Source organism: Roseateles aquatilis, assembly GCF_002205645.1.
GTDB lineage: Bacteria > Pseudomonadota > Gammaproteobacteria > Burkholderiales > Burkholderiaceae_C > Roseateles > Roseateles aquatilis.
The window spans coordinates 622,908-635,353 of record NZ_NIOF01000001.1 but is presented as its reverse complement, the minus strand read 5'-3'; the positions used below and the strand labels follow the sequence as shown (position 1 = coordinate 635,353).

Here is a 12,446-nt window from a genome sequence, read left to right as displayed (position 1 = left end):
GCGCTGATGGCGGTCGAGCCGGGGCCTCAGCCTTCCAGCGATTTCCACATCTCCAGATCGCGCTCGGCGGTCCAGATGCGGGGATCGGGGTGCGCGGTGACCTCGTCGTAGCAGCGGGTCACGTCGAAGGGCATGCAGTGGTCGAAGATGACCCAGTGGCCGTACTTCTGCTTCATCGCCGCGTGGGTCTCGCGGTACACGGCGGTCAGGTCCTTGCCGGCGGCGACACCCGCCGTCACCGACGCGTGCAGGTCGGCGATGAACGCACGCGTGCCGGCCAGGCCCTGGGCGACGCGGTCGGGCGTCGTCAGCGCCGCGCCGCGGCCCGGCACCAGGGCGACCGGCTCCAGCGCGGCGATGTTGTCGAGCGTCTGCGGCCAGTCGCGAAAGTAGGCGTCGCCGGCATAGGGCGTGGCGTCGAACTCCACCAGGTCGCCGGAGAACAGGATCTTCTGCTGAGGCAACCACACGACCGTGTCGCCCTTGGTGTGACCGCGTCCGAGCTGAATCAGCTGCACTTCCAGCTGGCCGAGCCAGAGGCTCATCGTGCCGCTGAAGGTGAGGGTGGGCCAGGTCAGGCCGGGCGGCACCGACTCGACGTTGCGGAACAGGCGCGGGAAGCGGCCGATCTCGCTGGCCTTGTCCTGCTCGCCGCGCTCGACGATCAGGTCGTAGGTATCGCGGCTGGCGATGATGTGCTCGGGCGCGTAGCCCGACGCGCCCAGCACGCGCACCGCGTGGTAGTGGCTCAGCACGACGTACTTGATGGGCTTGTCGGTGACGGCGCGGATGTGGCGGATGACGTCCTGCGCCATCACCGGCGTGGCCTGCGTGTCGATGACCATCACCGCGTCGTCGCCGATGATGATCCCGGTGTTGGGGTCGCCCTCGGCGGTGTAGGCGTAGGCGTTGTCGCTGAGCTTGACGAAGGAGACCTTTTTCTCCTCGACGTCGGCGTGGCTGGCGAATGTCCTGGTGGTCGACGGGCGGGTCTGGGTCATGGCGGCGGCTCTTTCCTGCGGACCTGTGGGAAGGTCGTTAGACAAAACGGAACGCGTTCGTTGCTCGCGAATGCGGTGCGAATATAGCGCCGACGTGGAATCCATTCAACATTATCGAATTCATTCGTCGATGGTGCGGGCTTTGCGGGGGCGGTTCGCGGAATGCGACGGATACTGCGCCGGGCCCTCCACCGACACAAGCATGAGCACCGAAGACACTGCCGCCGACCGAGAAGACCGGGACGATCGCGAGGATCGCCGCGGCATCCAGAGCATCGAGGTGGGGGGGCGTCTGCTGAAGGCCGCTGCGGCGCGGGGCCAGCCGATGGCGCTGAAGACGCTATCGCAGGCCGCGGACATGAGCCCGGCCAAGGCGCATCCCTACCTGGTCAGCTTCTGCAAGCTGGGGCTGATGAGCCAGGATCCGGCGACCGGCTATTACGGCCTGGGTCCGCTGGCGATGGAGATGGGCCTGATCGGCATGCAGCAGCTGGATCCGATCCGGCTGGCGACGGCGCGGCTGGAGGACCTGGCGCAGGAGATCGGCCACACGGTGGCCATCGCGGTCTGGGGCTCGAACGGCGCGACCATCGTCCGCACGGCGGCGTCGCCGGCGGCGGTGCACGTGACGATGCGGCACGGCACGGTGGTGTCGCTGTCGGACACGGCCTCCGGTCCGCTGTTCGCGGCCTACCGGCCGGCGGCGGAGATCAAGGCCATGCTCGCCGATGCGCGGCAGAAGGGCCCGCTGGACCTGGCGCGCGTCGGCCGCCATGACCGACCGCAGACGGTGCCGTCATGGGCGGAGTTCTCGCGCACGCTGGCCGAGATCCGCGGCCGGGCGCTGCATCGCTCGGTCGACGGCATCGTCGAGGGCGTCAGCGCCTTCGCCGCGCCGGTCTTCGACAGCGACGCCGCCATGGTGCTTGCGCTGACGGCGATCGGGCCGTCGGGGGCCTTCAATGCGGATTGGGACGGCGCGGTCGCGCGTGGACTCACGGTGGCGGCGGCAGGGTTGATGCGGGAGATGGGCGGGCGGTTTCCGGGGTGAGCGCTCCCGCCCCACGTTCAACGCGTCGCCGGCGCCACCAGCGAAAACATATGCGCATCCCACGGCTGGCCGTCCACGCCGAGGATGCGATTCCTCAGCAGCCCCTCGTGCTGCGCGCCGCATCGCCGGGCGACGGCCAGGCTGGGCTCGTTGCCTTCCGCGACGACGATCTCCACGCGCGCCATCTTCAGCACCTCGAACGCGTGTCGGCTCAGCGCCCGCACCGCGGCGGACGCGGCGCCCTGGCGGTGACGCGAGTCGCGCACCCAGTAGCCGAGATTGCAGAACGGATGCGCCGCATGCAGGCTGTTGAGCCCGCCACCGCCGACGAAGGCGCCACTTTCACGGTCGAAGATGCCGAACTCGAAGGCCGTGCGGGCTTCCCATCCGCGCGCGCAAGCGTCGAACCACGCGGCCCCGTCGGCCTCCGAGAACCCCGCATGCGCCCACTTCATCCAGCGCCCGATCGAGGCATGGGACTCGCGCACGGCCGTGACGAACTCGGCCAGGTCGGCGGGGCGATAGGGACGGAGGATGAGATCGCCCTCCGTCAAGGTCACCGGGGCGGCGGCGGTCGTGGGCGCCGGGCCGCCGTCCCAGACCTCGCCGGTCAGTTGCTTCGCGCAGGCCAGCATCGAGCGGTTGTAGCGCGATAGCCGGGGCGCCAGGGCCGCGAGGGCCAGCCCCGCCGCTTCGTTGCCGCGGCCCTGCGCCGCATAGGTCAGCGCCAGGATCGCGCGGGCCTCGTCGTGCAAGGGGCGGTCGTTGCCGGGCTGCAGGTGGTGGGTGAGCTCGCCGATCAGCATCGCCTCGCTCTCGTCGAGGCGGTCCAGCCAACGCAGCGTGCTGCCGAGCTGGATCACCGCGCGCGTGCGGCGGTAGGGGTCCAGGCCGCCGCTTTCGAGCGCCGCCCGGTAGAAGCCTTCGGCCTCCGCCTCGCGGCCCGCGGTGTCGCGGGCGCAGGCACGCTCGAAGAGGGCGCGTGCGTCGGTGGATGGGCGCTCGGCCGCGAGCGCGTCGATCTCGGCGATCAGTTGCTCGCCGGCCAGGCCGGGCGCGCGACGCCAGACGTCGTCGATGCGCAGGGTCCAGGCGTCGTGGAGCGGAGCGGCGGGCGATGCGGATGAGGTCATCGGACCAGTCTACCGGGCGATAGGCGCCGACATGCCGGGCACCGCGGCGCGCCGACCGGCCGGTTTGAACGAGACTCCCTGTTCCGCGCGTCGTCCGCCATCCGCCACGCCGTCCCTTGTCCGGCCGCCCAGACCCATGTCGTCCACGCTCCCCACCTCCGACGAGCCCAGCACCGCCGCCGAGTTCTCGCTGCGCAGGATCGCCGTCCCCGCTTTCGGTCCGTCGCTGCTCTTCGGGCTGGGGGAGGGCGCCATCCTGCCGATCGTGCCGCTGATGGCGCGCGACCTCGGCGCCTCGGTGTCGATGGCGGCCTTCATCGTCACGCTGATCGGCCTGGGCTCGCTGCTCAACAACATCCCGGCGTCGTTCATCACGATGCGCTGGGGCGAGCGCTGGGCCATCGTCGTCGCGGGCCTGTGGAGCGCCCTGGGCATGGCGCTGTGCGTCTTCACGCAGGGCCTGTTTCCCTTCGCCGCGGGCTGCTTCATGGTGGGCATGTCGCAGGCGGTCTACAACCTGGCGCGGCAGAGTTATCTGACGGAGGCCGTGCCCGTCGTCTACCGCGCCCGCGCGCTGTCGACGCTGGGCGGCGTGATGCGCATCGGCATGTTCATCGGGCCGTTCCTGTCGGCGGCGGCGGTGCATGCGTTCGGGATCTCGGCCGCGTTCGCGGTCGGCATCGCCGGGGTGCTGTGCGCGGCGGCGGTAGGCGCGCGGCTGCCCGACCTGGTCAGCCCGCCGTTGGCCGGCGGGCAGGCCGCGCCGGCGCCGGTCTCGCTGGGATCGATCCTGGCGGACCATCGGCGCGTGTTCCTTACCCTCGGCCTGGGCATCCTGCTGGTGAGCGCCGTGCGCGCCTCCCGCCAGGCCGCGATCCCGCTGTGGGCGGACCATCTGGCGCTCGCGCCGGCGTTGGCGTCGCTGATCTACGGCATTGCCGGCGGCATCGAGATGCTGATGTTCTATCCGGCCGGACGGGTCATGGACCTGAAGGGCCGCCGCTGGGTCGCCGTGCCGTCGATGCTCGTCATCGGCGCGGCGATGTTGTGGATGCCGTTCACCACCGGCTTCGTGTCGCTGTTGCTGGCCGCGACGGCGGTCGGCTTCGGCAACGGGATCGGCTCGGGCTTGATCATGACGCTGGGCGCCGACCACGCGCCGCGCCACGGTCGCGCCTACTTCCTGGGCGTGTGGCGCTTTCTGTCGGACGTCGGCGGCTCGTGCGGGCCGGCGCTGCTGTCGGTGCTGGTGGCCGGGGTGTCGCTCGCGGGAGGCATCGCGGCGGCCGGCGTGATGGCGCTGGCGGCGGCGGCGATGCTGGGACGGTGGATCCCGAAGCGCACGGGCCATCGGCCGTAGCCGGCGGTTTCACGGCGGCGGCGCTCGCGGCTTTCGCGTACTTGACGGTCTCGCTCTGGCGCCGGGGCCGCCCGAAGGCCTGAGGACCGTCGCAGGACCTTCCCGGCCGCCGTCAACCGCGGGCGGCGCCCATCAACCCCATCTCGGCGCTGCTCATCAGCGCCTCGATGTCGGTCAGGATGAGCATGCGGTCGACATCGCCGCTCGTCACGCAGCCCACGCCCAGGATGTAGCCCGGGTCCACCGACGCGTTCATCCGCGGTGCCGGCTTGATGTCCTCCGGCCCCAGCGCGAGCACGTCCGACACCGCGTCCACCACCGCGCCGATCATCCGCGAGCGGACGTTGAGCACGATGACCACGGTGAAGTCCGTGTACTCGGCCGACGCGCAGCCCAGCTTCAGCCGCAGGTCGACGATGGGCACGATGGTGCCGCGCAGGTTGACCACGCCCTTGATGAAGGGCGGTGCGTTGGCGATGCGGGTGGGGGGCTCGTAGCTGCGGATCTCCTGCACGTGCAGGATGTCGATGCCGTACTCCTCCGCGCCCAGGCGGAAGCTGAGGAACTCCTCGGGCATGGTCGGCGGTCTGGCGGTGATCGAGGGGATCTCGATCAACTCGGCGGCCAGTTCCGGCGCGGGGTATTCATTCACGACGACGCTCATCGGCGGTTCCTCGGATTCGGATTCGGATTCGGATGAAGGGGGGCGATCACTGCGCGAGCTGCCCGATCTTGAAGACGCTCACCGCCTGCGCCAGCCGCGCGGCCTGGTGCTTCAGGCTCTCGGCGGCGGCGGCGCTTTCCTCGACCAGGGCCGCGTTCTGCTGCGTCACCTGGTCGAGCTGCATCACGGCATCGCCCACCTGGCCGATGCCCGACGCCTGCTCGGTCGTGGCGTGGGAGATCTCGCCGATCAACTGCGTCACGCGCGCGACCTGCGCGACGATCTCCGTCATCGACGCGCCGGCGTCGTGGACCTGCCGGGCGCCGACCTCCACCTTGTCGACGCTGGCGCCGATCAGCGACTTGATCTCCCGCGCCGCCTCGGCCGCACGCCCGGCCAGGTTGCGCACCTCGCCGGCCACGACGGCGAAGCCGCGGCCCTGCTCGCCGGCACGCGCCGCCTCGACGGCCGCGTTCAGTGCCAGGATGTTGGTCTGGAAGGCGATGGCGTCGATCACGCCGATGATGTCGGCGATCCGCCGCGATGACGTGGCGATGTCCTGCATCGTCGCCACCACGGTGCCCACGGCCTCGCCGCCCTTGGCGGCCGCGGCGGAGGCCTGCGCCGCCAGCTGGTTGGCCTGCAGGGTGGTCTCGGCGTTGACCTTGACGGTGCTCGACAGCTGCTCCATCGACGCCGCCGTCTGCTGCAGGTTGCTGGCCTGTTCCTCGGTGCGCTGGCTCAGGTCGGCATTGCCGGTGGCGATCTGCTCGGACCCGGTGGCGATGCTGTCGCTGCTGTTGCGCACCTGGCCCACGATCTGCGCCAGGTTGTCGTTCATGCGTCGCATGGCGGCGATGACGCTGGTGGTATCGCCGCTGCGGACCTGGAAGCGCGCGTTGAGGTCGCCTTCGGCGATGGCGTTGGCCACCTGCACCGCCTCGGCGGGCTCGCCGCCGAGCTGCCGCGACAGGCCGCGGATGGTCGCGCCCGCCAGGGCCAGCGCGGCCAGCATCGCCACGAGGCCCACGCCCAGCATCTGATTGCGCGCGGACAGATTCGCCGCCTCGATCGCGTCGCCTTCTTCCTCCATCTTCCCGCCCTGGTAGTCGGCCATGTCGCGCAGCGCCTTGGCGAACGCCGTGTTCGTCGTGGCGAAGCTGTTCATCTGGAACTCGATCGCCCGCGCCCGGTCGGCCTGGGCCAGCGTCATCAGTTCCTCATACTTGGGCTCCAGGGCGTCGCGATGGCGGAGGATGGCCGTCATCAGCTCGCGGCCCTTGGGCGCGTGCACTTGCGGGTCCAGGTCGGCCAGCAACTGGCGGATCCTGGCCCGGTTCTCCTGGATGAGGGTTACGTTGCGCGCCACGACGTCCGGCGTGTCCACCAGCAGCAGGTTGCGTGTCGATCGACCGTTGTCGAGCGTCCTGGCGATCGCGTCGTTCACGATCACGGTCTTGGGATAACGCTCATGGAGGATGCGCTCCGAGGCTTCGTTCATGCGCATCATGTTGGTGATGCCCAGCAGCAGGATGCCCACCATCAGCAGCAGCACCACGCCATATCCCAGGGCGAGCTTCACGGCGACACGCATGTTCGTGAACATAGCCAGCAATCCTTCCGCATCCGAATCCGAGGGGTGACCGGGCCCGCGCGATCCGACGGTGGATCGCGCGGGCGCCGCGAGCTTGCCGCCTGTGGCGACGCACGGATCCTGGCATCGGCGCGCGCGCTCCGCCATCCGACTTTTGTCCGCCGGGGCAGGGTCGGATGTCATGGCGCGCCGGCCCGCCGCGAGCGCGGCGAGCCGGATCGTTCACCCCCTCGACGGTGTCATTGCGGGCGGTACACCACCTTCAGCTGATAGCTCCCCGCCGAGTAGGCGGACACCAGCACGTACACGTCGCCGTTGGCCGTCATCGCGACGGTGCAGCCTTCGGTGGAGGTGGCGCCGTCCGACTTGCAGGTGTACGTGGTGGTGGTGGGCACGGCGCCGCGGCGGGCGTAGAGGTCGATGTCGCCGGTGCCCGTGGTGCTGGCCGCGAGGCTGCCGCCGGCCGCGACCTTGAACGGACCGAAGCTCTTGCTCTGCCCGCGCGTGAGGCTGCCGCTGAAGTTCTCCGTGCGGTCCACCGGGCCGGGTCCCGTGCCGGGGCCGTCGCTGCCCAGTTCCACCGCGTAGGCCGCCGCCAGGCGCGCGAACTTGAGCGCGTGGTCGGCCTGGCTGCCCATGTTGGCGTAGGTGTCGTTGGCCGTGTGGATGTACGGGTTGTCGGCGCTGAAGCTGGACTCGAAGGGCATGCTGGCGAAGTAGCCCTGCGCGTTCCACGAGGCGTGGTCCGAGCAGCCGTACCCGCAGCGGTCCGTGCCCACGCGCAGTGTCGGCAGGTAGGTCTGGATCAGGGCGGTGAGGAACTGGTTCTGCGCGCTGTCGGTGTAGTCGCTGAAGATGTAGATGTCATTGGCCGCACCCTTGTAGTTGGTCATGTCCAGCTGCAGCACGCCGACCACGTTGGTGCCCGCGGCGGCGAAGCTGCTGGCGATCTCCTGCGAGCCGCGCAGGCCCACTTCCTCGGCGGCGTAGGCCATCAGCTTGATGGTGCGGCGCGGCTTGTAGTTGGCCGTGACGAACGCGCGCAGCACCTCGGTCAGGCTGGCCACGCCGGAGGCGTCGTCGTCCGCGCCCGGCGCGCGCATGGTCTCGGCGGAGCCGCCGGACTGGTTGATCGAGTCCAGGTGCGCGCCCATCACGATCACCTCGGTGCCGTTGTCGGTGCCCTGGATGGTGGCGATGACGGACTTCTGCGCCCAGCCCGCGTGGGTGAACTGCGCCACCGTGATGTCGGTGCGCGCGCCCGCCAGCGTGGCCCAGCGCTGGCGCAGCCAGTTGGAGGCGTTCACGCCGCTGCTGCTGGTGTAGTAGCGGTTGGTGTAGCCCGACAGGTCGACGATGGTCTGGCCGATGTTGCTGGCCTGCATCTGCGCCAGCAGCGGCGTCACCACCGCCTGCTGGTCGATCACGTAGCTCGGACGCGTGGCCACCGCCGCGGCGGCCAGCCGCTGCGCGGCGAGCGGCGTGCTGTGGCGGCGCAGCGAGGCCAGGCCGGCCTCCTTGGTCGGGTGGTACATGTAGCCGCCGCAGCGGCGCAGCGCCTCGTGGATGGAGTGGCTAAGCGAGGCCAGCGCGTCCTCGTCGACCTCCACGAGGTGGATGCCTTCGCGCGTGGCGGTGACGGACAGCGCGGACGCGTCCTGCGCCGCGTCGGCCTGCACGCTGGCCACGGCGCGCGCGGCGGGGCGGTGTTTCTGCAGCTCGGTCAGCGCGGCGTCGCCGAGGCTGATCCAGACCTTGTCGCCCGCGTGGGCGGCCGGCGTGAGCACGGCCATGCCCAGGCACAGGGCGGTGAGAGCGAGGAATTGACGCATGGGTGTTGTCTCCAGGAATGGCGGAGCCGGCGCGCCGCCGTCGAGGGCGGCGCGCCGGAGCGCGATCGGTCGGGGATCAGTAGGTGGCGACCAGCGAGGCGCCGCTCACCGTGGCGTAGGCGCTCAGCAGCAGGTAGTAGGTACCCGCCGTCGGCGCCGAGATCGTGATGGTCTCGGCGTTGGTCGAGCCGTCGGACTTGCGGTCGTAGCTCGTCGTGGTCGGCGCGGAGCCGCGCTTGACGTAGATGTCGCCGTCACCGCTGCCGCCGGACAGCCGGAACGTCACGCTGCTGCGACCGGCGGGCACGTTGATGCTGTACAGCTTGGTGCTGCCACGCGTCAGCGCGATACCGGTCACGGGCACGCCGCTGGTCAGCGGGGTGGCGGTCGGCGGCGGGGTGGTGCCGCTGCAGCTCACGCCCACCGTCGCGAAGGCCGCGGTGACGTCGGCCACCGTGTAGCCGCGGTCGCCCGCCGCCTTCTCCACGCCGCAGGCGCCCTGATTGAAGGTGCTGCTGGCGGTCCAGTACAGGCGGTTGGCGTCGACCATCACCTCGAACGCCTTGCGCGTGTTCCAGCCGGCCTTGGTCGCCAGCAGGTAGAACGCGCGGTTGTAGACGCCGCTGGAGTAGTGCACGTCCATGCCGCTGCGATAGTTGGAGGCGTGGCCGATGGAGCTGCCGTCGCGCGTCGGATCGTCGAAGTAGCGCAGCGCGCCGGTGGCCTTGAAGATCTGCGCGCCGACCAGCCAGTCGTTGCTGCCGCCGTTGCGGTAGTACTCGGCGGCCTCGCCGGCCATGTCGGAGAAGGCCTCGTTCATGCCGCCCGACTGCCCCGAGTACACCAGCCCGGAGTTCTGCTCGGTGAAGCCGTGGCTCACCTCGTGCGCCGACACGTCCAGCGACACCAGCGGGAAGAAGCGGCTGCCGCCGTCGCCGAAGCTCATCGCCGTGCCGTCCCAGAACGCGTTCTCGTAGTTGGTGCCGTAGTGCACCTTCATGTAGAGCGTCCCCGTGATCGGCCGGATGTTGAACCAGTCGCGGTACATGTTGAAGATCACGTTGCCGAAGAAGTGCGCGTCGTTCAGCGGCGAGTAGGCGCCGTTGATCTGCTTGAACTCGTTGCGCGGGCAGGTGAACTGGAACGGCGTGCTGCCGCTGGTGCCGCCGTTCAGGTTGACGGTGATGACGTTGCCGCTGTTCATCTGGCAGGTGTCGGTGACCTGCAGGGCGGGGTAGTTGGTGCCGTACTCGTAGCGGCCCGTCTTGGTGTTGCCGCCGGGGCCGGTGGCGTCGCGGTGGGCCAGGCCCTCCCAGCGTTCCAGCACCGCGCCGGTGGTGGCGTCGATCATGAAGTGCGGACGGCTCGGCGCCTTGGTGTCCTCGCGCACGAAGGACACCAGGTAGAACAGCTGGGCCTGGTTGCGCGCGTTGAGCCGGATGTAGAGCTTGACCTGCTCGTTCTCGGTCAGCACCGCGTTGACGGCGCTGCGCGCGATGACCAGCGCGCCCTGCGAGGTCACGCCCGGTTGCGCGGTGGCCAGGTCCTGCTGGATGTTGGTCAGCATGGTGCCGGAGAAGCGCGCGGTGCCCGCGGTGGTGTCGCGGTGCTCCACGACGCCTTCGCCCCAGATGGGCACGCCGAGGTGGTATTGCTGATGGCGCGTGACGACCTTGCCGTTCGGGTAGGTCTGGCTGCGCACGGCCTGCAGGTCGCTGGCGGCCAGCCCCAGCGCGGAGGCCGCGTTCTGGGACGCGCTCGCGGCGCGTTGCAGGGTGTTGACGGGGGTGTTGTCGTCGAGGGTGACGCGGTCGGCCGCCAGGGCCTGACAAGCGGCGGTGGCCGCGGCTGCCAGGAGGCTGGCACGCAGGAGGCGTTGGATGAATGCCTGTGTCATGTCGCTTCTTTCTTTCGTGATAGTTCGATGAACTCCCGAAGAAATGACCGCGCCTCGCTCGGGTGGAGCCAGGGCGGCCGCCCCACTCGCTGCCGGTGGTGCGGCAGACCGTGGATGTTGTGTGCGGTACCGAACAAGGCGGCGGGGTCCGGAGACCTTCGCCGATTGCCCGGAATGGCAAGCAGGTGAAATGTCGTCGGCGAGGACGACTGGCGCGAATGTAGGGCGAGAGCCGGCTCGAACGGACTGTCAGCACTGACATCCGGAGTAACCCTCGAATGGCGACGACTGGGCACGCCGATCGCACGCGGGCGCGCGGGGACGTCGCGGGCGCGTCGCCCCGAGGGTCGAGAGGACGCGGCCGGGGCTCGGCTCGCGTCAGGAAGTGGGGCTGCGCGGACGCGGCCACCCGGCCGCGGCGGCACGGGCCGCTCGTCCGGCCTGTTCTGGCCGCTCGGAAGCGGCGGCGGGACGGTGTCAGGCCGGCATCGCCTGCATCACCAGCATCGCGATCGTGGCCAGGGCCATCGCCGCGGTGGCGAGCCAACCCAGCCAGCGCCACAACGCGGGCAGGCGCAGGTCGCCGACGATGCGGGGGTGCGAGGCGGCGATCATCACCGCGACCATGATCGGCACCGAGATCACCGCGTTGACGACGGCCGACCAGTACAGCGCCTTGATCGGGTTGAAGCCCGACAGGCTGAGCGCCAACCCGATCAGCATCGCGCCGCTGAGGATCGCGTAGAACGCCTTGGCGCTGCGCGGCGGCCGATCGAGGCCGCGCCGCACGCCGATCAGCGTCGCGACCGCGTAGGCGGCCGAGCCGGCCAGCACCGGCAGCGCCAGCAGCCCCGTGCCGACGATGCCGGCGGCGAAGAGGAGGAAGGCGAAGTCCCCGGCGATCGGCTTGAGCGCCTGCGCCGCCTGCGCGGTGGTCTCGATGTCGTGGACGCCGTGCGCGTGCAGCGTGGCGGCGGTGGCGACGATCATGAAGAACGCGATGGTGTTGGAGAAGCCCATGCCGACGATGGTGTCCACGCGCAGCCGGTGGAACTGCGCCCGGGCTTGCTCGGGCGCGCAGGCCAGCGGGCGGTCGGCGGCGATGCGCTTGATCTCCTGGGCCTCCTGGTCGGCCTGCCAGAAGAAGAGGTAGGGGCTGATGGTCGTGCCGAGGATGGCGACGACGGTGGTCGCGTAGCCGCGATCCCAATGCGCCGCCGGCCACACCATCGCTGTCAGTGCCGCGGTCCAGTCCGCCTTGGCCGCGAAGCCGACGCCGACATAAGCCAGCAGCGACAGCGTCAGCCACTTGAGGATCTTGACGTAGCGCTCATACGGCAGCCAGATCTGCAGCAGCAGCGACAGCACCGCCATCGCGACGACGAAGACGGCCGGGTGGCCGCCACCCGCGACCAGGTGCACGGCATCGCCCATCGCGCCGAGATCGGCGCCCAGGTTGATGACGTTGGCCACGACCAGCAGCGCCACCAGGCCGACCACCAGCCAGCGCGGACACAGCCGGGCGAAGGTTTCGGTCAGCCCCTTGCCCGTGATGCGGCCGATGCGCGCGCTGGCGAGCTGGATGCCGACCATCAGCGGGTAGGTGACCAGGATGGTCCAGCCGACGGTGTAGCCGTACTGCGCGCCGGCCTGGGAGTAGGTGGCGATGCCGCTCGGATCGTCGTCGGCGGCGCCGGTGATCAGGCCCGGACCGAGCTGGGTCCACCAGGCCTTGCCGCCGGACTCGTCGGCGACGCCGTCGGCCGCGGCCGGCCAGGCGCGGTCCGGCTCGTCGTCGGCGTCGTTCTCGGGCGCGTGGTCCGGCTTGTCATCGGCCATGCCGAACTCCTTCGTTTTCGACGGGGAGGCAAGCGGAATGCCCGATGCGGGCGATGCAACCGATGCGGGTGATGC

General features: G+C 70.3%; 9 protein-coding genes. 2 read left to right on the top strand and 7 right to left on the bottom strand.

Annotated elements, in window-relative coordinates:
- Positions 1-26: 26 nt before the first annotated feature.
- Entirely contained in the window at positions 27-1,001 is a 975-nt protein-coding gene (locus CDN99_RS02735) for an MBL fold metallo-hydrolase (protein ID WP_088382555.1), read from the bottom strand.
- A gap of 202 nt (positions 1,002-1,203) precedes the next feature.
- Between CDN99_RS02735 and CDN99_RS02730 the strand changes: the two genes are divergently transcribed.
- The gene (locus CDN99_RS02730) at positions 1,204-2,052 is read left to right on the top strand and encodes an IclR family transcriptional regulator (RefSeq protein WP_088382554.1); all 849 of its coding nucleotides are present in this window, start codon (positions 1,204-1,206) and stop codon (positions 2,050-2,052) included.
- A gap of 17 nt (positions 2,053-2,069) precedes the next feature.
- Here CDN99_RS02730 and CDN99_RS29590 read toward each other — a convergent pair whose 3' ends face one another.
- A complete protein-coding gene (locus CDN99_RS29590) occupies positions 2,070-3,185 on the bottom strand; it encodes a tetratricopeptide repeat protein (protein ID WP_202820212.1) in 1,116 nt (371 codons plus the stop codon).
- 136 nt (positions 3,186-3,321) lie between these two features.
- Between CDN99_RS29590 and CDN99_RS02720 the strand changes: the two genes are divergently transcribed.
- Positions 3,322-4,545: an MFS transporter gene (locus CDN99_RS02720; RefSeq protein ID WP_088382553.1), complete on the top strand. Its 1,224-nt coding sequence runs from the start codon at positions 3,322-3,324 to the stop codon at positions 4,543-4,545.
- 112 nt (positions 4,546-4,657) lie between these two features.
- Here the strand turns inward: CDN99_RS02720 and CDN99_RS02715 are convergent, their stop codons facing one another.
- From CDN99_RS02715 to CDN99_RS02695, 5 genes are all read right to left on the bottom strand, one after another.
- Positions 4,658-5,122, bottom strand: a complete 465-nt coding sequence (locus CDN99_RS02715; RefSeq protein WP_238139379.1) for a chemotaxis protein CheW — start codon at positions 5,120-5,122, stop codon at positions 4,658-4,660.
- A gap of 133 nt (positions 5,123-5,255) precedes the next feature.
- Positions 5,256-6,815, bottom strand: a complete 1,560-nt coding sequence (locus CDN99_RS29585) for a methyl-accepting chemotaxis protein (protein ID WP_088382551.1) — start codon at positions 6,813-6,815, stop codon at positions 5,256-5,258.
- 227 nt (positions 6,816-7,042) lie between these two features.
- Positions 7,043-8,635 carry a M20/M25/M40 family metallo-hydrolase gene (locus tag CDN99_RS02705; RefSeq protein WP_202820211.1) on the bottom strand — a complete coding sequence of 531 codons (1,593 nt, stop codon included), beginning with the start codon at positions 8,633-8,635 and terminating at the stop codon, positions 7,043-7,045.
- A 76-nt stretch (positions 8,636-8,711) separates the two neighbouring features.
- Positions 8,712-10,532, bottom strand: coding sequence for a M4 family metallopeptidase (locus tag CDN99_RS02700; protein WP_088382550.1), 1,821 nt, complete (start codon positions 10,530-10,532; stop codon positions 8,712-8,714).
- Between the two features lie 477 nt (positions 10,533-11,009).
- The gene (locus CDN99_RS02695; protein ID WP_088382549.1) at positions 11,010-12,371 is read right to left on the bottom strand and encodes an Nramp family divalent metal transporter; all 1,362 of its coding nucleotides are present in this window, start codon (positions 12,369-12,371) and stop codon (positions 11,010-11,012) included.
- Positions 12,372-12,446 lie beyond the last annotated feature (75 nt).